General features: G+C 53.3%; 14 protein-coding genes and 2 tRNA genes. 11 read left to right on the top strand and 5 right to left on the bottom strand.

Features of this window, described 5'->3' with window-relative positions; all coding sequences use genetic code 11:
• Positions 1 to 137 precede the first annotated feature (137 nt).
• Together AD930_RS12565 and AD930_RS12560 are read left to right on the top strand one after the other, a co-directional pair.
• The gene (locus AD930_RS12565; RefSeq protein WP_061506501.1) at positions 138 to 1,835 is read left to right on the top strand and encodes a Hint domain-containing protein; all 1,698 of its coding nucleotides are present in this window, start codon (positions 138 to 140) and stop codon (positions 1,833 to 1,835) included.
• Between the two features lie 351 nt (positions 1,836 to 2,186).
• On the top strand, positions 2,187 to 3,170 hold the full coding sequence (locus tag AD930_RS12560) for an NAD(P)H-dependent glycerol-3-phosphate dehydrogenase (RefSeq protein ID WP_061506500.1): 984 nt from the start codon (positions 2,187 to 2,189) through the stop codon (positions 3,168 to 3,170).
• A gap of 136 nt (positions 3,171 to 3,306) precedes the next feature.
• Here the strand turns inward: AD930_RS12560 and AD930_RS12555 are convergent, their stop codons facing one another.
• Positions 3,307 to 4,209 (bottom strand): S1/P1 nuclease, encoded by a 903-nt coding sequence (locus AD930_RS12555; protein WP_061506499.1) that lies wholly within the window; start codon positions 4,207 to 4,209, stop codon positions 3,307 to 3,309.
• Positions 4,210 to 4,513: 304 nt separating this feature from the next.
• On the opposite strand from AD930_RS12555, the gene AD930_RS12550 reads away from it, so the two are divergent.
• Positions 4,514 to 6,595, top strand: coding sequence for a phosphocholine-specific phospholipase C (locus tag AD930_RS12550; protein WP_061506498.1), 2,082 nt, complete (start codon positions 4,514 to 4,516; stop codon positions 6,593 to 6,595).
• Between the two features lie 333 nt (positions 6,596 to 6,928).
• Positions 6,929 to 9,358: a TonB-dependent receptor gene (locus AD930_RS12545; protein WP_156477068.1), complete on the top strand. Its 2,430-nt coding sequence runs from the start codon at positions 6,929 to 6,931 to the stop codon at positions 9,356 to 9,358.
• A 54-nt stretch (positions 9,359 to 9,412) separates the two neighbouring features.
• On the opposite strand, the gene AD930_RS12540 is transcribed toward AD930_RS12545, so the two are convergent.
• Positions 9,413 to 10,108, bottom strand: coding sequence for a YfdX family protein (locus AD930_RS12540; RefSeq protein WP_061506497.1), 696 nt, complete (start codon positions 10,106 to 10,108; stop codon positions 9,413 to 9,415).
• A 247-nt stretch (positions 10,109 to 10,355) separates the two neighbouring features.
• Between AD930_RS12540 and AD930_RS12535 the strand changes: the two genes are divergently transcribed.
• A complete protein-coding gene (locus AD930_RS12535) occupies positions 10,356 to 11,495 on the top strand; it encodes a PQQ-dependent sugar dehydrogenase (protein WP_061506496.1) in 1,140 nt (379 codons plus the stop codon).
• A 14-nt stretch (positions 11,496 to 11,509) separates the two neighbouring features.
• On the opposite strand, the gene AD930_RS12530 is transcribed toward AD930_RS12535, so the two are convergent.
• The 3 genes from AD930_RS12530 to upp form a co-directional block, all read right to left on the bottom strand.
• Positions 11,510 to 12,022, bottom strand: coding sequence for a hypothetical protein (locus tag AD930_RS12530; RefSeq protein ID WP_043550527.1), 513 nt, complete (start codon positions 12,020 to 12,022; stop codon positions 11,510 to 11,512).
• A 108-nt stretch (positions 12,023 to 12,130) separates the two neighbouring features.
• Positions 12,131 to 12,805, bottom strand: coding sequence for a YoaK family protein (locus AD930_RS12525; RefSeq protein WP_061506495.1), 675 nt, complete (start codon positions 12,803 to 12,805; stop codon positions 12,131 to 12,133).
• Between the two features lie 5 nt (positions 12,806 to 12,810).
• Positions 12,811 to 13,461 carry a uracil phosphoribosyltransferase gene (gene upp, locus AD930_RS12520; RefSeq protein ID WP_061506573.1) on the bottom strand — a complete coding sequence of 217 codons (651 nt, stop codon included), beginning with the start codon at positions 13,459 to 13,461 and terminating at the stop codon, positions 12,811 to 12,813.
• Positions 13,462 to 13,641: 180 nt separating this feature from the next.
• Here upp and gpt point away from each other — a divergent pair, with 180 nt between their 5' ends.
• The 6 genes from gpt (at position 13,642) to AD930_RS12490 (ending at position 18,204) form a co-directional block, all read left to right on the top strand.
• Positions 13,642 to 14,127 carry a xanthine phosphoribosyltransferase gene (gene gpt, locus AD930_RS12515; protein WP_043550529.1) on the top strand — a complete coding sequence of 162 codons (486 nt, stop codon included), beginning with the start codon at positions 13,642 to 13,644 and terminating at the stop codon, positions 14,125 to 14,127.
• Between the two features lie 57 nt (positions 14,128 to 14,184).
• A tRNA-Pro gene (locus AD930_RS12510) sits at positions 14,185 to 14,261 on the top strand.
• A 21-nt stretch (positions 14,262 to 14,282) separates the two neighbouring features.
• Positions 14,283 to 14,588 carry an ETC complex I subunit gene (locus AD930_RS12505; RefSeq protein WP_061491365.1) on the top strand — a complete coding sequence of 102 codons (306 nt, stop codon included), beginning with the start codon at positions 14,283 to 14,285 and terminating at the stop codon, positions 14,586 to 14,588.
• A 39-nt stretch (positions 14,589 to 14,627) separates the two neighbouring features.
• A tRNA-Arg gene (locus tag AD930_RS12500) sits at positions 14,628 to 14,704 on the top strand.
• A 155-nt stretch (positions 14,705 to 14,859) separates the two neighbouring features.
• Positions 14,860 to 16,014 (top strand): UDP-galactopyranose mutase, encoded by a 1,155-nt coding sequence (gene glf / locus AD930_RS12495; RefSeq protein WP_373320470.1) that lies wholly within the window; start codon positions 14,860 to 14,862, stop codon positions 16,012 to 16,014.
• A 90-nt stretch (positions 16,015 to 16,104) separates the two neighbouring features.
• Complete coding sequence (locus AD930_RS12490; protein ID WP_156477067.1) at positions 16,105 to 18,204, top strand: glycosyltransferase; 2,100 nt, start codon at positions 16,105 to 16,107, stop codon at positions 18,202 to 18,204.

Genomic DNA, 18,204 nt, shown 5'->3' with positions numbered 1-18,204 from the left:
TTATAAGCGGTTAATGTTTGTTAATAACTAATGTTTTTCTTGCGCTAACTTTTTTAGAGACCTAACTGTTTTTTAGTTACTAACAAACCCGTTGAGAGTGTCGTGCGGGTTTATTTGAAAAATCGAGAGAGGCTTCCATGGTCGCATCTGTACATCTTACAAACAACGACACCGGCGATGATATTCTGCTGAAGGCGAATAGTGACGGAATAATCGAAATCACCGCAGATTATGACGGCTGGACCATTGATGGCGCCACTGCAAGCGGTGGTTCAACAACCGGGGCGAGCGTCATTATCGATGAAGGCGTGTCCGTAGATGGCGATGGCTGGCGTATTGGTACGGCCACCTCTCCTTCAACCGTGACGGTTAAAGGGTCCCTGACGCTCCGTAACTCTGACATTATTAATAACGGCTCTAAAGTCATTGTCGGGGATGGCGGCACTCTGGTGCTGGGTGGTTACGCTACCACGACGTCTGATCTGATTGAGTTCTCCGGATCTGCCAATACACCTGCTGGTGGCGGTGGGACCATTGAAATTGCTGCTGGTACTACCCCCAGCATCATCGGCTATATTACCAACATTACAGACAACGATACCATCATTATTGATGGTATGACTGCTGATAATTATACCTATTCTGATGGTGTTTATACGCTAACCAGCAATGGGACGCCTATTAACGGAACGTCTTCTTTCCAGTTGCCTGCGGCAAATGAAGGAACGAAGTTCACGGTTACAACGAAAGACGGTAAAACTTACCTGAACGCTGTCGATGTTGTTTGCTTCCTTGCAGGTAGCATGATCCGTACAGTCGACGGTGACGTTGCTGTTGAAAATATCCAGATCGGTGATGAAGTTGTCACGTTTGACTGGAAAACGGGTGTGGAAAACGTTCGTCCGGTTGTCTGGGCTGGCACTGCACGTGCGACCGTTCACGCCAATCTGCAGGATGATGAGGCTGGTTACCCCGTCCGCATTCTGAAGGATGCTGTTGCTGACGGTGTGCCTTACCAGGATCTGCTGGTTACATCAGAACATTGCCTGTTCTTTGATGGCAAGTTTGTTCCTGTGCGTATGCTGGTCAATGGATCTTCCATCTTCTACGACAAATCCATCACCGCTTATGATTACTACCATATCGAAACGGCAGAGCACTCTGTTGTTGCGGCTAACGGTATGCTGACGGAAAGCTATCTGGATACAGGTAACCGTCGTTCTTTCCGTCAGGAAGGTAAGGTTGCGAGCATTGGTGGCCGTGCCAAGACATGGGAAGCTGATGCCGGTGCAGAGCTGTGTGTTGACCGCGCATTTGTGGAACCGCTGTTCCGCAAGCTGGAAGCCCGCAAAAGCTGCATTACGGAAGGTCTGCGTCATGCTGAGACCGTAGCGCTGACGGATGATGCAAATCTGCATCTGGTTACGGAAACGGGAGCAGTTATCCGCCCGGTCCGTCGTGATGGCCAGCGTTACAACTTTATGCTTCCTGCCAATGTGGCATCTGTGCGCATTGTCTCTCGCGCCAGCCGCCCGGCTGATGTGATTGGCCCGTTTGTTGATGACCGTCGTCAGATGGGTGTTGCCGTGGGCAACGTTACGTTTGTAACGGCTGCACGTCAGGAAAACATTGTGGCGCATCTGGCAGAAACCAAGCCGAAAGGCTGGCATGCTGACATGAGCCGCGCTGATGTTGCCTGGACCACCGGCAATGCAGTTCTGCCTCTGGCAGGCCTTACGGAAGGGAACATGGGGCTGCTGAGCCTGAATATCCTGTCCGCAGGTCCGTATGTTGAAGAAGTCCAGAAGGAAGATGCTCAGGTACTGAGCGCCTAATCTCTCCTTCACTTTGAAGACCATGATGCAGGCCCTGTTCCGAAAGGAACAGGGCCTGTTTTTATTTGGATGCTATGGATTGACAGCGTTTGGTGCTCAATTCCGAATGGGGGATTTTTGTCCGTAATCGCCGTTACTGCTGAGATGGTGTAGATGAAATTTCCAGAGGCAAATTCATCAGCGGATGAGCCTTGATGCGATACAGCGAGCCGTCTACTTCAATGTATGGGGCCTTGCGACACTCGAAACTTTCGTGTCGATAAACTGGATTTGTTCTGTATTTTTTTATTGGCGTCTACGCTTTCTGGTGGGGAAGGGTATGTAAGAGCCCCTATTTATGGAAGGCTGAGAATGAAACGCATCGCAGTAATTGGCGCTGGGGCCTGGGGTACGGCGCTGGCGCTGCATGCGGCCCGAACGGGGGCGGAGGTTCATCTCTGGGCGCGTAATCCAGGTGCGCAGCTTGCGAATGGTGCCATGCCGCGTCTGAGCGCATTTCCGCTGCCGGCAACCATAAAAGTGACAGACGAATTTTTGCCGCAGGCAGACATGACGCTTGTGGCCGTGCCTATGAAGCATCTGGTTTCCGTGTTGGCGCAGTTGGAAACGACGTCTCCTCTCGTTCTGTGCTGCAAAGGGGTTGAGCCGGACAGTCTGCATTTTCCGCTGGATATTCTGGCTGCCATCAAACCGGGGCATAGGGGTGCCGTTCTTTCTGGGCCTAACTTTGCCCATGAAGTGGCCGCCGGGCTGCCAGCCGCCGCCGTTATTGCGGCCCAAGAGGACGGGTTAGCCCGCTCTCTGGCCGATATGCTCGGGACACCAGCTTTTCGGCTTTATGACAGCACGGACACCATCGGGGTGCAGCTTGGTGGCGCGGCCAAGAATGTCATCGCCATTGCTGCGGGCGTGACGATTGGTGCAGGGCTCGGAGAAAATGCGCGGGCCGCTCTGGTAACGCGGGGGCTGGCGGAAATCAGTCGCCTTGCGTTGGCGCTTGGGGGCGAGGCGGCCACTGTCTCTGGCCTGTCCGGGATGGGCGACCTTCTTTTAACATGCACCGGCACGTCCTCGCGCAATTTTCGCGTGGGGCGGGCGTTGGGTGAAGGTTTGTCACCCGCGGAAGCGGAAGCCGCTGCGGGGGGCGTGGCAGAAGGTATGGCGACATCACAGGCGCTGACTGAACTGGCGCGGCGCTCTCAGGTGAGTGTGCCTATCATGGATGCTGTGGCCGCAATCGTGACAGGGCGTGCGCTTTTAAAAGATGTCATTGAGCAACTTCTGGCGCGGCCTTTGGGGCCGGAAATTAAAGTGCCAGAAGCTTTTTCTCGTTAGTATGAATTTTTAAAAATTACTGGAAGGAAAAGCATTTTTAATGACGTGTCATGAGCTTGATTGCGCCAGCATAAACCGCCATGCGGGTATGCTGGTGTGAGGCTGACGCCCTGCGGTCAAAGCGTCAGCGTTCCGTTTATTTTGAGATCTGCACGTCAGCCAGCGCTGTGTTGAGCAGATAAGCCAGACGGACGCCTGCCTTCATCAACTGCTGTGTGACAACGGTCTGTGCAGCGGCATCATAACCGGCAGGGAGTTCAACCGGAGCGCTGTCCGGATCGCAACCCGCTTTTACGGTCGTCAGGTGGTAGGCGTAGTCCCGGGCCAGACCGAAGCTTTCCTGTGCCCAGTCAGACGGTGTGCCTTGTTGCCATGCCTGCTTGTCATCGTAGGTAATGTGCATGAACAGCGTGTCGGACAGGCTTTTGGGATTGGGGTCGATTTCAGAGACCACAGCCGTATCCCAATAGGAATGGAGGTTAGTTGTGCGGGGGCCGCCCAGTGCAAGCCGCACGCAGTTGCCGCCTTTGTCATGGTTGTCCGCAGCATGGAGCGGCTGATGCAGATCCCCGACAAAATGCACCAGATATTTCAGAGCCAGAACGCGCTCAGCCGGGGTCGTGTCCGGTGCGCCCAGTTCCTTTGCAAATTGAGGAATTTTGTTAACAGCACAGTCTTTTGCCGGTCCTGCACTTGCAGGCCCGTTCTGCGCGGGGAAGTTGTAACAGGCCTGAGGAAGGTCGGGGTGATCCAGTTCAATATCAACAAAGTGCCACTCGCCCGTTTCTTTGTGCCCGGCACTACGCCAGGTATCTGCCCAGGTGGAACGAGAGAGAAAATCAGGCTGCGTCAGCGTGTCTTTGTCCTGCTTTAAAAGGAGGTCGACCTTCTGCCGTACGTCTGGCGTCAGATAATCCCACGCCAGAGCGGCCACAACCTGATGCCCTTCACGCCCCCATGCCAGAGCCTGTGAACTTGTAGTGGCTAAACCGAGCACCATGCAGCCAGCGGCAGCGAAAATATTAAAACGTGATCTCATGAAGAATACTCTCAAAAAGTCTCATTGTTTTTGAGATTATAGTTTTTTCAGAAAAATATATCTATTCGGGATTGTAATATTTTTTTACTGTGCTGCCACTACGTGTTTTTGTTGCAAGCGATCTCGCCCTCAACCTGTGTCAGTATATGACATTATGATGAAATGTGGTGTTGCGGTTGTTGAGGGCGCTGTTTCTGTTTAGGGCAACTGTCGCTCGCCCTCTGCTGTTTGGAACGACCTTTAAAGAGGCGAGTGGGGCAGTCTTAAAAGACTTGTGGGCGCATTTGAAATTGAGAGGGTATGGATGTCGGTGATCGGACGCAGAGGACTTCTGAGGGGCGGGGGTGGACTTGTTACAGCGGGTCTTCTGTCCTCCATCAACCGTGCATTGGCTATTCCGGCCGAGCGCCGGAGTGGGACGCTGGAAGATGTCGAGCACGTTGTGGTGCTGATGCAGGAAAACCGGTCCTTTGATCACTATTTTGGTCATCTGAATGGTGTGCGCGGGGTCGGGGATCGTCATCCGGTCCGCTCGCCGGACGGCACGCCTGTCTGGTCACAGTGGCGCGCAAAGCCTGAGGAGGGGAGGGTTCTGCCGTTCCAGCTCCGCACGCATGTTACAAGTGCGCAATGTGTTCTGGATCTCGACCACAACTGGGCGCCCACACACGCGGCCATCAATGCCGGATGGAACGACCAGTGGCCCCGGCACAAGACCGACATGACGATGGGGTACTATACGCGGGAGGATATTCCCTACCATTACGCACTGGCTGATGCGTTTACGGTGTGTGACCATTACTTCTGCTCCACCCCAACGCAGACCCACCCGAACCGCTTTTATCTGATGACCGGAACCGTAGATGGGGAAGGCGTGGGTGGCGGCCCGGTTCTGGATAATGTGGACTGGGTAGACCGCGCTTTTTATCCGGAAGTGCCGGGGCCGTTTAACTGGACCACCTATCCGGAGCGGCTGGAAGCAGCCGGGGTGAGCTGGCAGGTTTACCAGCAGGGCCTTTCACCGTCCGATGTGGAAAACGGAAATTTTGGCACGAACGTGCTGCTGAACTTCCGCAATTATGTCGAGGCTCCGGAAGGCTCTCCGCTGTTCCAGCGGGCGATGACCAAGCGCACGCTGGATACGTTGAAGCAGGACGTTCTGGCGGATCGTCTGCCTCAGGTGTCCTGGTTGCTGCCGCCTGCTGCATATTCCGAGCATCCGCGCTGGACCCCGGGTTATGGGGCGACCTATATCGCCCGGGTGCTGAATGCTCTGACGGCCAACCCGGAGGTCTGGGCAAAAACCGTTCTGCTGGTCATGTATGACGAAAATGACGGCTATTTTGACCATATGCCCCCACCGCAGCCCCCCACGCCCGTTTTACCCGGCAAGAGCACGGTGGACACGCGTGGCGAGATTCATGACCGTCTCACGCCTTATGAGCCGAAGCGGTATAAGGCTGATCTGCTGCCCTATGGACTAGGCCCTCGCGTTCCCATGCTGGCTTTGTCACCTTGGAGCACAGGTGGGTTTGTCTGTTCGGAAGTGTTCGACCACACGTCTGTCTTGCGGTTTATTGAGGCGCGCTTTGGGGTGCGTGAAACCAATATTACTCCCTGGCGGCGTTCCGTGTGTGGGGATCTGACCAGTGCGTTCGATTTCTCGCGCAAGCAGGGTTTGAAGGGTAATTTTCCGGATACGGCTGATTACAGGAGCAAGACTGACCTCTCCTGTAAATTGCCTAACCCGGCTGTTCCGGCTCAAAGCAGTGTGTCTGACATTGGCGAACAGGAAAAAGGCCATCGCCCCGCGCGGCCTCTCCCTTACGTTCTGACTGTGAACGAAGTGGACGGGCCTGCTGGCTTCTGCACGCTTCAGTTCCTGAATGAAGGCACAACGGGTGCCTGTTTCTATGTGTATCAGGAGCTGTCAGAGGAAAAGCCACGGCGCTACACAGTGGGGGCTGGCGCATCTTTGCAGGACCAGTGGCCTGTGCCTGCGGGCGAGATGCTGCGGCTGATGGTGATTGGCCCCAACGGCTTTGCGCGATATTTTCATCGCAAGGGTCGTTCGGCCGTGGGGATTTCTGTTGTTGATCAGGCAGAGACCGGGGCCATTGTCGTGAAACTCACAAACCGCACCAACCGACCGCAAACTGTCCAGATGCATGACAATGCGTATGGGCTTGCAAAGCGGACGGTCGTTCTGCCAGCGCAAGGCGTTCGGCAGGAGCAGGTTGGGCTGGCAAAGAGTGACCACTGGTATGATCTGACGGTGTCTGTTGACGCAGAGCCGAACATAACAAGCCGTTTTGCAGGGCATGTTGAAACAGGGCGGCCCAGCATTACAGACCCGGCTTTGGGGAAGCCTGTTCTCCACGTATGAGCCTTCATCCTCCCGGTACGCCGGGAGGATGTGCCTGTTCCGTTTCAGCAGACACAGAGATGTATAAAAATTAAAGAATGACCATTTTTTATGGAGAAAATTAAGGTCTGCCAGTGAGTCTGATAAAATAGAGAATGAGAAAATAGGCTATATAATCTCTGTTTTTTGGAGAAATTCTCGAAAAAATTTATCGTTGTGATTTCGAATTGTTGCAAAAAAGCATCATGCTTTCATTTTTGTATGCGTGTCATAAAAATTTAAAATAAAACCTATTTTACAGATGTTAAAGGAGGGCGGCGCTTAACGATATTTTGAATGGAACTGTTGACCACTATGCAGAAACTTTTGGCCACTTCCGCGCTGATTGGCTTTACAACGCTCCCGTTCTCAGCGGCCTTTGCCGCGGCAGAACCTGACACGACGGAAAAGAACAGCGGGCATGTGCGCGCTGCGTCATCGTCAAAAGTTTCCTCCAATGAGCCTTCAATGATGGGTTCAACCGCACCGACTGATCAGGGACCTGAAAGGGTCGAAGTGAAGGGTGGGCGTCACCGGCAGGTGGGCGGCGGTCTGATGATTAAGGAAGACGCGCCTAAGTCGCGCTCCACCATCACAGCGGAATATATTGAAAAACAGGCCAGTGGCCTTAACCCGATGCAGCTTATTGAAATGCTGCCGGGCATTAACACCACGTCTACCGACCCGATGGGCCTTTCCGGCGGCCATATGACCATGCATGGTCTGAGCGAAAGCCAGATTGGCTTTACGCTTGAAGGTTTCCCCATCAACGATATCGGCAGCTACGCTGTTTATCCGCAGGAAATTGTGGACCCTGAAAACCTGCGCACCATTAATGTGGAACAGGGCTCAGCGGATCTGGATAGCCCGCATATCAGTGCCACCGGCGGTGCCGTCAGCATGTATCTGATGAACCCCAAGGACCGTCTGGGCGGCAAGATTGTCGGCTCTTACGGCAATTATAATGCACGCCGTATTTTTGGGCGTCTGGACACCGGTTATGTTGGGAATACCAACGTAAAGGGCTTTGTGTCCTTCTCCGATGCGGCTGAGCAGTCCTGGCGCGGCCCGGGTGGGCAGGGCAAGCTGCATGGTGAAACCAAATGGGTGAGCGCCTGGGGTAAAGGCAACGTTGTGTCTTTCTCTCTGGTGGGGAACCAGTCAAAAGGCGTGACGTTCCCGACAACCCGTATGTCAACCTGGCAGCAAAAGGGCATTCACAACAGTTACGAAAGCAACTGGGACCCGAAAAAGCCAAGCGGGAACTACTACCAGTTACATCGCAACCCGTTCACCAATATTTATGCCAGTGCGCCGTCAACCTTTACGCTGACAAAGAACCTGACCCTGACGGAAACACCCTATTTCTGGTACGGGAACGGAAATGCTGGTGGCGCGTATAACGAAGACCTCACCAACCAGCAGTATGGTGAGCAAACCGTGACGGGCTCTATCGGGCCGTATAATCCGTCCAATACAAAATCTATCCTTTTGTATAACCCGTCTAATACGCAGACCTATCGTCCCGGTGCCGTGACAAAGCTGTCCCTGCATACAGGGATCAACCGTCTGTCTGTCGGGTACTGGTTTGAATATTCAAAGCAGATCCAGACAGGGCCTTACAGCCTGATAGATAATGCGACCGGCAAACCTTATGATCTGCTGGCGAGTGGCCCGAACATGGTGCTTTCAAACGGTGAGACGGCACAGTATCGCGATACTCTGACGCAGACCCGTATTCATACGATGTTCATCGCAGACAGCCTGTCTCTGCTGAATAACCGGCTTACTCTTGAAGCTGGCCTGAAGTATGCCGTGGTCAATCGTGAGGGGCATAACTTCCTCCCCAACACGTCCACCGGCCCTTACATCAATGGCTCATGGCAGGAGCCGCTGCCGGCGGCCTCCATCCGCTTCAAGATTAATAACGAAAACCAGCTCTTCGCGTCCTCAACAACAAACTTCCGTATTCCGATGAATACATCACTGTATGATTCCGGGGCATACAGCACAAAGACGAAGGGCTACACGACGCAAGCTAACGCGGACATGCGGCCGGAAATTTCCATTTCCGAAGAGTTCGGCTGGCGTTATCAGGGCCCGACTATCATGAGCTCGATAACGTATTTCCATTACAACTTTACCAACCGCCTGTATCAGCAGACGGTGACCATGCCGACCGGAGATACCTATAGCCGGAGCATCAACGGCGGGAATTCCCATGCCGATGGTGTGGATGTGGAAGTGGGCACGCGCCCCATTCTGTATCACCTGCGTCCGTATTTCTCAGCGGAATACATCAATGCCCGCACGGATAGTAATGTTGCGGCTGGTGGCACCAGTGACTTTGTATTCAGCAAAGGCAAATTTGCTCCGCAGACCCCCAAGTATCAGCTTGGCTTTAATCTTGATTACGATGATGGCCACCTGTTTGGCGGATACAGCCTGAAATACGTCGCCAAGCAGTATGCAACCTTCGTGAATGACCAGCATATTCCTGGTTATCTGACGATGAACATCAGTGCCGGATATCGTTTCAAGGACTGGGGGATTATGAAATCTCCGACCCTGCGCCTGAACCTGCGTAATATTACAGACCGTCACTATCTGGGGTTTGTAAGCGGCACAGCCGCCAATGCTCTGGCAGCGACGGGGATGTATGGGTCCAAGATCAAGGGTGGCAGCACGTCCTACTCCATCGCAGCACCCTTCATGGTGATGGGGACGGCCAGCGTCGATCTCTAAAACTCTGAAAAACGGAGGGGCTGTGTGCTCCTCCGTCCTTTAGCATCAAACTGTTTAGTGGCTGGATTTTGCGGGGGCTTTACCGTTATCCGGCATTGCAGTTGCAGCAAAATCTTCTGAGACAAACACCAGACCGTTGAGGATCTGGTCGAGGGCAGCGACGGCTTCCGGCGCCTGCTTGCCTTCAGTAAAGACCGTTGCGCGGTTCAGAGCACCCTGTGTCTGAGCCAGCGGGGTCAGCGCGATAATGAAATCGGCATTTTCTCCCACAACCTGCATGGTCTGCGCAGCCTGATCCGGCTGACCGGCTTTAAGCTGACCATTGGCTGTCGCAACGGCTGCTTTCTTTTCCGGAGCCAGCGTTTCCGTTGCAATGAATTCGCCACCAACCGGGATCCATGTGGTCGGGGTCGTCACCGGCATATGGGACGGAGAAACCGGGCGCTGCGGCGCAGGCTGGAGCTGGCTTTCTGCGGCATCAAATTTCGTTTCCGCTTTGCTGGCTGCTGTCAGACGCTTCTGCGCATCGTAAAGGGCCGGGATTGCGGCATCAGTGTTGCCAGCGGCAAGCGTTTCACGCGCCTGCACAATATCGGCCATGGCACGCTGGCCGTCCGCGGACAGATGATGGAAGGCACGGCCAGCCTTGAAGTTTTCCCACTTGGTATGGAGGCTCTCTGCATGGGCCATCATGGGAGTAGCTGTCAGAACAGCCAGTGCGGCCAGAGACGCTTTAGCATTAAGACGCATTGTTACGATCCGTTTCTTCAATATCGAAGGGCTATAATGAGGAAGACCCTTTTCCGCCTCCTATATTGGGCGGGCGGTTGCGTCATACAACTCTCAGATGCGGGACGCAGATCAGCGGGTTATGGCGCTTTGAGTGCGTCTTCATAAATGCGTCAGCAGGGCCTGGCGGGGCGTATTTGTTTTGGAACATGCTGGATGCGACGTTTACAGCAGAGAAAGGGACGATTTTCGCTACCGGGGGAAAGCTATGCAGAGACCTTTCAGAAACAGACTTGCCCGCGCACTGTTCGCGTGTGCGGTGAGTGGCGTCGCATCCGTGGTGATCGCCGGGCACAGTCTGGCCGCAGCAAAGGTTGACGAACTGCGTGTGCCGACTGGCTTTCATATCGGGATTTTCTCGGCTCAGGTGCCCGGAGCGCGGGAAATAGCTCTTGGGGCGCAGGGCACGGTGTTTGTCGGCACAATGGGCCCGGGCGTGGTCTATGCCATTTCAACCGATCAGGCTGGCCATGCCACCAAAGTCCGCACAATTGCCCATGGGCTGAACCAGCCTGTTGGTGTGGCGTTTTACCGGGGTGACCTCTACATCTCTGATACCCAGCGCATTGTTGCCCTGCGGGATATTGAGCACCATCTGGATGCACCACCTGCGCCGGAGGTGGTGGCGGATGCGCTGCCCTATGAGGATGGTGATCATTTCTGGAAGTTTATCGCCTTCGGGCCAGATGGCAGGCTGTATGTGCCCATCGGGTCGCCCTGTAATATTTGCGATGTCGGGCATAAATTTGGGCGTCTGCTCAGCATGAAGCCTGATGGGACTGACCGGCAGGACGTGGCCTTTGGCATCCGCAATACGGTTGGTTTCACATGGCAGCCGGGGACGGGCGCATTATGGTTTACCGATAATGGACGGGATAATCTGGGGGATGATGTTCCCTCGGACGAACTGAACCGGGTGAGCCGTTCCGGAGACTCGTTTGGGTATCCGTATTGCCATCAGGGCAATCTGCCTGATCCGCAATTTGGAAAGCAGCACGCCTGCAGTGAGTTCACGCCGCCTGCCGTAATTTTGGGGGCGCATGTCGCGGCTCTGGGGCTGCGCTTTTATGAAGGAACGGAGTTTCCTGCATCGTATCGAGGTGCGCTGATTATCGCCGAACACGGCTCATGGAATCGCAGCACGCTTGCCGGGTATCAGGTTGTCACGGTGCATTTTGGGCCGGATGGAAAACCGCAGGCGCCGGAAGTGCTGGTGAGCGGGTTTAGGCATGGTCAGACCGCGTGGGGGCGTCCGGTTGATGTGCAGCCTCTGGCTGACGGAAGCGTGCTGATTAGTGATGATCTGTCTGGCACGATCTACAAACTGACTTATGGTGGCAGCCCGTAAGGATGCGGGGAGGCTTAGAGCTTGACGCGCATATGGTCGCGCAGGGCGTTGCACCGTTTGGTATATTGCGACGCCTTGGAAGCCGTGACGAAATTGATGAGAAACGCGGCCAGCAATGAGAAAAAAGACAAAACAGTCAGCAATTCGCCGGTGAAAGAGATGTCCTCATTATAGTGCAGGGCGGAATACCAGAGCAGGCCGATGCTCAGCACCGCGCCAAAAAATCCAAAAACGCCAGTGGATTTTATCAGGGAGTCCTCAATGCTTTCAAAGGCGGATGTTTCCCGCCAGAGGTCAAAAAGCCTGCGATCCACATCGTCTATGGCGTTCGCGTGGCTTTCCTTTTGGGCGTCCGTGCGCATGTGGGGGTTTTTGCGGTGGATATCCAGTTCCTGCCGGGCTTTGACAAAAACCCGACGCCGTTCCTTGATGGCGGGCAGGCTAATATCGACAAAACTGAGAATGGCGACGTTAAGACCCGCAGAGAGCTGCACGACAGCCTGAAAATCACCCCACGATATGCTCATACTTGGCCGCCTTGCTTCTCAGTCTTTGTCACCTGAGTGTCCTACTGAGAACGGCGTTTGGCACCAAGAGCCCGCGGGCATGTCAGCTATTCGGGAAAGCGAGGCGCATCAGTCAAGACAATTAGCGTGCTCTGTCCGGCTGATGTCCCAGCAAAGCAGGGCGACCAGCGGCAGTGGCCACAGGAAGGGCAGGCTGGTTTTCAGGCTCAGGGCCATGGAGGCTGTTGCGGCGCCCAACAGAAAGGCCACCCATGACAGGCCGGGTAGAAAAATGGCACTGCGACGGGGGCGAGGAACAGTGCTACCCGGCAGGCAAGACATAAACCATGCAGCAAGGGCCGCAGCGCATTTCAGCAGATTGCTGGTGATGACAACAGTCTGAATGGCATTGCCGGAAAAGCGTGCCAGCGTCTGCCCCTGAACGGCCATGAGGGCAGGCAGGACAAGGCATTCATAACGCAGCTGATGGGGCGCGCCATGAACACTCTGCGCGATCATCAGCAGGACAGCCATTATCACAAACCCATAGACTGGCTGAGCAATGAGCCTAAGGCAGGCCGCAAGAATGGCAGTCAGGAAAAAGACCAGAATGAGTTCCGCAACCTGCAGGCCGTGCTGCCAGTTTCCCGCTGCAAAAGTGGCGTCCATATGGATGGTGTTTCCGGTCATGGCACCCGCAAACATCCCGCCCAGATCAATAAAGCTGAGCGCATTGATGTAGCCCGCCAGCAGACCAAGAAGCAGAATGCGGCGCGCGGATGCCAAAACCGGAGCGGACGCCATGCAGATTAACGGGTGCTGAACAGACGGTCGCCAGCGTCCCCAAGGCCGGGGCGGATATAGCCGTGTTCGTCCAGCCCGCGATCAATCGAGCAGGTCAGGATGGGCACATCCGGGTGGGCCTTCTGCAGGCAGGCAATGCCTTCCGGCGTGGAGAGCAGGCAGACAAACAGCAGACGTTTAGCCCCCTTCTCTTTCAGCCGCGTCAGAGCAGCAGCAGCACTGTGGCCGGTGGCCAGCATGGGGTCGACCACAATGCAGCGGCGCGAGGCAATCTGCGTCGGCAGCTTGAGGTAGTATTCCACAGCCTCAAGGCTATCCGGGTCACGATACAGGCCAATGTGCCCAACAGGCGCGAACGGCACGAGGTCCAGCATGCCATCCAGCAGGCCATTGCCGGCGCGCAGAATGGAGATAAAGCAGACATCCGGGCCAGCCAGCTGTTCGCCCTGCATGGTTTCGAGCGGCGTCGTAATTTCGACCGGCTCCAGAGGGAGATTGCGCGTGGCTTCATAGCACATCAGCAGGCTGAGTTCGCGCACCAGACGGCGGAAACCAGCTGTAGAGGTTTCCTTGCGGCGCAGGTGGGTCAGCTTGTGCTGAATGAGCGGGTGATCAAGCACCACAGGAGGGAGAGGGGGAGGGGTTTCTAAAGTCATGGGGGAAGCATAACGATTGAAAGAAAATTCCGCCATATTCCCTGAAGCAGGAAATTTTTCTTAATGGAAATTTGCAGGGCGGCCCGGACTAGTGGCAGAAGGGCGCTGCACGGCCCAAAAGGGGGCCTGTTGGCTGGGTCTGTCTGGCCTGATGTTTGTTTGAAGAGGAAGTAGAGCCAGATGGCCGTAAACTACGCGACTGTCACGTGGGACCAGTTACATAGAGATGCTCGTATTCTGGCAGAGGCTCTTGTGCCCAAAATGCCGTTTAAAGGCGTGGTGGCCGTCACACGCGGCGGGTTGATCCCGGCTGCCATTATTGCACGGGAGCTGAACTGCCGTCTGGTCGAGACCATTTCCGTCGTCACCTATGATGAGGAAGAACGTGGCAAGCCCACCATCATCAAGTCTCCTGACGCTGCAGGCGATGGCGAGGGCTTCCTTGTTATTGATGACCTGGTGGATTCTGGTGTGACGGCCCGCGTTGTGCGTGAGCGGCTGCCCAAGGCCTATTTTGCCTGCCTGTATGCAAAGCCTGCCGGAATGAAGCTGACCAACCATTTTGTTGTTGAAGTGCCGCAGGATACCTGGGTTTTGTTCCCGTGGGATACGGCTCCGCTGTTTGTTCCGCCGCTTGCCAGCAAGACAATGGACAAGGCTGACTGATTTTTTACCGGAATGGGCTTGCCAGCCTGCCGAATGCCGCTTAGGTTCCGCTGCATTCGGGGCGTGGCGCAGCCTGGTAGCGCGCGTGTTTTGGGTACACGAGGCCCCCGGTTCGAGTCCGGGCGCCCCGACCACATATATCTGGAGGCATCACCATGCCGGCACGGATTTATAAGCAGCCTAAAGCGGCGGGGCAGTCAGGACTGGCTGGCACGCGTGAGTGGGTTTTTGAATACGGACAAACAGCTCCAAGACATCAGGACCCACTGATGGGCTGGACCGGGAGTCAGGATACCCAGTCTCAGCTGCGTTTGTATTTTGCCTCCTGTGAGGACGCTGTGGCGTATGCTCAGCGTGAGCAGATAGGCTACGAAGTTGAAGCGCCTGTTCAGCGTATCCGTAAGCCTAAAGTCTATGCGGATAACTTCCGGTTTGACCGGATCCAGAACTGGACCCATTGATTTTCCGGATATTTCCGACTATCGGAGGGTGCAGAGTACGCGCCCTTAGCTCAGTTGGATAGAGCAACAGCCTTCTAAGCTGTGGGTCGCTGGTTCGAATCCAGCAGGGCGCGCCACACTCTTTTTCAAAAAATACTGCCGTTCTTTTTAGCTGCGACTTGCCCAAAGCGGAGGGCAAGGGTAGGCCTGCTAAGAGAAAAAAGGCATTTAGTGTGGCTCGACGATGGTCGCTCTGGCTGAATGCGTGCTTGATTGTGTCGGGAGCCAAATTTTGAAATCATTTTGTGTTGTGGGAGCTGGATTTAGCGGGGCGATCATTGCCCGGCATCTGGCTGAGCGTGGCCATAAGGTAACGGTTGTGGATGAACGCCCCCATCTGGGCGGCAACTGTCACACGGAACGAGACGCAGAAACCGGTGTCATGGTCCATAAATACGGCCCTCACATTTTCCATACAGCAGACAAAAGAGCGTGGGATTACGTCCAGCGCTTTGGGAAATTTCAGCCCTACATCAACCGCGTGAAGGCAATTTCCAAAGATCGTGTCTACACTCTGCCTGTTAACCTCCTGACCATCAATCAGTTCTTTGGCACGACCATGGGGCCGAAGGAAGCACGGGCCTTTATTGAAAATAAAGCCGACCGTTCCATTCAGGCTCCCCGTTCTTTTGAAGAGCAGGCGCTGAGCATGATTGGTCCGGAACTCTATAAGGCCTTTTTCCACGGCTATACGCGGAAACAGTGGGGGCTGGAGCCGACTGAACTCCCGGCATCCATTCTGAAGCGCCTGCCGCTGCGCTTTAACTACGACGATAACTACTTCAATCATCCGTATCAGGGCATGCCGGAAGACGGCTACACGAGCATTGTCCAGAATATTCTGGCTGTGGACGGGATTGATATTCGGCTGGGCTGTTCCTTTGAGAGTCTGGAAGGGAAATACGATCACGTCTTCTACACAGGGCCGATAGATCGCTATTTCCAGTTCCGTCTTGGGCGCCTTGGGTATCGGACGCTTGATTTTGAACGGTTTGTTGATGAAGGGGACCATCAGGGTACCGCCGTTATCAACTATTGCGATGAAAACGTGCCGTTTACCCGGATTTCGGAACACAAGCATTTTGCTCCGTGGGAGCAGGACAAATTCTCTAAGACGGTTTGTTTCCGCGAATATAGTCGTCTGGCGGGTGAGGGGGATGTTCCCTACTATCCCATCCGTCTGGTGAACGAAAAGAAGATGCTGGACAGCTATATTGCGCTGGCCAAATCAGAAAGTGGTGTGTCTTTCATGGGCCGCCTTGGCACCTATCGCTATCTGGATATGGATGTGACTATTACGGAAGCTCTGGCTGCCTGTGACCAGATTGATGCGTTGCTGCAAAATGACGAGAAGTCTTTGCCGTCTTTCTTTGTCGATCCAGCCTGACAGCATGAATACTCTCTTCCTTGCGTGTGAATATTTTTCTTAAGGAAGGCTCTTTTTTAATTTTGCTTTAAGCGTGGCGTGGGAATTTTTATGTCAGGTATAGATGTCTCTCTTGTTTTGAACGTTCATCGTGAACAGGATTTATTATACCCCACGCTTCGCTCTCTTCTTGATACTGTTCTGCATGCGCAATTACACGAGATTAAATCTGAACTGGTGATTGTTACAGATCATGCAGATGAGAGAACGCTGACCCTTTTACAGAATTATGATTATACTGGTTTTGACGCTGTCAGGCTTGAAAAGATCGAGGTGCGTTCGCTGGGGTTGGCACGGAATCATGGTATTGAGGTTGCTGTGGGTGAGTACATCCTCACCGCAGATGCCGATGATTTAGTTTCCAGAAATTTTATCTATGAGCTTTATCAAGTCCATCAGGCTGCCCAAAATAAGAAAATAGTCGTCTTCCCGGAGTATTATCATTCTTTTGGGGACGGCAGTTACGTCTGTAGATTTTATTCTCTCGACCAGGTTGGTCTGTACAGAATGGCGGGCGAACATCCTTATGTTTCCCGTTTTATGGCAAGACGCGCAGACCTTTTAAGCGTGCCCTACAGGGACTGCTCGTCCGGCACTCTTTATGCTTATGAAGATTATGACATTAATTTACGTTTGATTTGCGCAGGCTTTGATCTGCTTGTTGCACCGGACACAATTGTTTTTTATCGGCAGAGAACCGGTAGCATCATGGCGTCTCTTGGCAGAGAGCAAAAGCTTATGGTGTCTAACTCTGCTTTTTTTGAGGGGAGCGAGTTTTTAAAGCTTCTGCAGCATAGAGTGCAGGGAGCAGTACTTCCACAAATCCATATTGATTTTAAAAAATTCTATATGGAATCACTTTATTTGCGAGAGTTGGTTCATCAAGCAAATTTGATTGAGCCGGAAATACACCCTGATAGTCTTCGGGCTGTCCAGTTTTTTACGAATGTTGGAATTTCACAGGGTTTCGGACAGGCTTATGAAAAAGTTTGTAAGGCTATTCAAGAAAAACATTATACAGACGTCTTTTTCCTGCCCTTCCTTTCCAAAGGTGGCGGCGAAAAGTACGTTCTGAATTTTATAGAAACAGCCATTAAAGATGGAAGCAGATCGTGTTTATTGATCCTCGGGCAGCAGCTTTGCCATTCTAAAGAGCGCTATCAGAGTCCTGAAGGGTTGGATGTTCTCGACCTGCATGAAATTCTGGATGAGCATGAGGCTGTCCGGATACCAGAACTGGCAATTCGGGTTATTGAAAATTTTGCAACTGATGCAAGAGTTTTCATGAAACTCTGTCCGTTTTGTGAATCTGTTATGAAAGTCTATGCTGAATTCTTTAAGACCAGGCAGCTGGTTTATTTTTACTTCTGTTCTGCTTATTATATTATGGATGGCGTTATTTACGGAGACGGTGGGGAGTATCGTTTTCTGAGTAACTATAGAAACTATATAGATTATGTTATTTCAGATCACGCTCTTAATCTCAAACAACTGGAATATCGTATCCCGGCATATCAGGGACGTACTGAAGCCCTTTACACCTATAGTCAGCCGGTTTCACACCCTCTTCAGCACAACGACGGCCCGAGGCGCTTAATATGGGCTTCTCGTCTGGATGCACAAAAACGCCCCGATCTGCTCCATAAAATTTCCGTCGCACTGCAGGCAGAAAACATAGCAACAAAGATTTATGTTTATGGGAGCCCTGTTCTGGATCATTTTGAACCTGAATATTTCGATGATTGCCCAAATGTTGTTTATAAAGGCGGTTTTAGTGGCTTAGGGAGTATTCCTTTCACAAATAAGGATGCTTTCTTATATACATCGCTTTTTGATGGTCTGCCTAACGTCCTGCTGGAAGCTGCTCAAATGCAAATTCCAATCATCACAATTGATGTCGGTGGGGTTCCGGAATTGATTCAGGAGAAATCTGGCTTTCTGGTGCACAACTGTGCTGATGACGTGGAACTTGTGGCGCGGTATGTCACTAAAATTAAAGAATTTCTTAATGCGTCTGAGACGGAAATTCAGAAGAAAGTTGACTGTCTGCATCAGCATTTTGAGCAGCAACATGCTCAGTCCATCTATAACGTGAGAGTTGCTGCGGTGTATGCGCGTCTGGAAGAACAGCTTGCAAAAGGGGATGCTTGA

The sequence above is a fragment of the Acetobacter malorum genome, assembly GCF_001580615.1.
Taxonomy (GTDB): domain Bacteria; phylum Pseudomonadota; class Alphaproteobacteria; order Acetobacterales; family Acetobacteraceae; genus Acetobacter; species Acetobacter malorum.
The sequence above is the reverse complement of the archived record's forward strand: the minus strand, read 5'-3'. Positions and strand labels throughout refer to the sequence as shown.

What these genes read in the sequence shown, in the direction of transcription:
- AD930_RS12565 (WP_061506501.1), top strand. Translation starts at nt 138, where the DNA reads ATGGTCGCATCTGTACATCTTACAAACAACGACACCGGCGATGATATT.
- AD930_RS12560 (WP_061506500.1), top strand. Translation starts at nt 2,187, where the DNA reads ATGAAACGCATCGCAGTAATTGGCGCTGGGGCCTGGGGTACGGCGCTG.
- AD930_RS12555 (WP_061506499.1), bottom strand. Translation starts at nt 4,209, where the DNA reads ATGAGATCACGTTTTAATATTTTCGCTGCCGCTGGCTGCATGGTGCTC.
- AD930_RS12550 (WP_061506498.1), top strand. Translation starts at nt 4,514, where the DNA reads ATGTCGGTGATCGGACGCAGAGGACTTCTGAGGGGCGGGGGTGGACTT.
- AD930_RS12545 (WP_156477068.1), top strand. Translation starts at nt 6,929, where the DNA reads ATGCAGAAACTTTTGGCCACTTCCGCGCTGATTGGCTTTACAACGCTC.
- AD930_RS12540 (WP_061506497.1), bottom strand. Translation starts at nt 10,108, where the DNA reads ATGCGTCTTAATGCTAAAGCGTCTCTGGCCGCACTGGCTGTTCTGACA.
- AD930_RS12535 (WP_061506496.1), top strand. Translation starts at nt 10,356, where the DNA reads ATGCAGAGACCTTTCAGAAACAGACTTGCCCGCGCACTGTTCGCGTGT.
- AD930_RS12530 (WP_043550527.1), bottom strand. Translation starts at nt 12,022, where the DNA reads ATGAGCATATCGTGGGGTGATTTTCAGGCTGTCGTGCAGCTCTCTGCG.
- AD930_RS12525 (WP_061506495.1), bottom strand. Translation starts at nt 12,805, where the DNA reads ATGGCGTCCGCTCCGGTTTTGGCATCCGCGCGCCGCATTCTGCTTCTT.
- upp (WP_061506573.1), bottom strand. Translation starts at nt 13,461, where the DNA reads ATGACTTTAGAAACCCCTCCCCCTCTCCCTCCTGTGGTGCTTGATCAC.
- gpt (WP_043550529.1), top strand. Translation starts at nt 13,642, where the DNA reads ATGGCCGTAAACTACGCGACTGTCACGTGGGACCAGTTACATAGAGAT.
- AD930_RS12505 (WP_061491365.1), top strand. Translation starts at nt 14,283, where the DNA reads ATGCCGGCACGGATTTATAAGCAGCCTAAAGCGGCGGGGCAGTCAGGA.
- AD930_RS12490 (WP_156477067.1), top strand. Translation starts at nt 16,105, where the DNA reads ATGTCAGGTATAGATGTCTCTCTTGTTTTGAACGTTCATCGTGAACAG.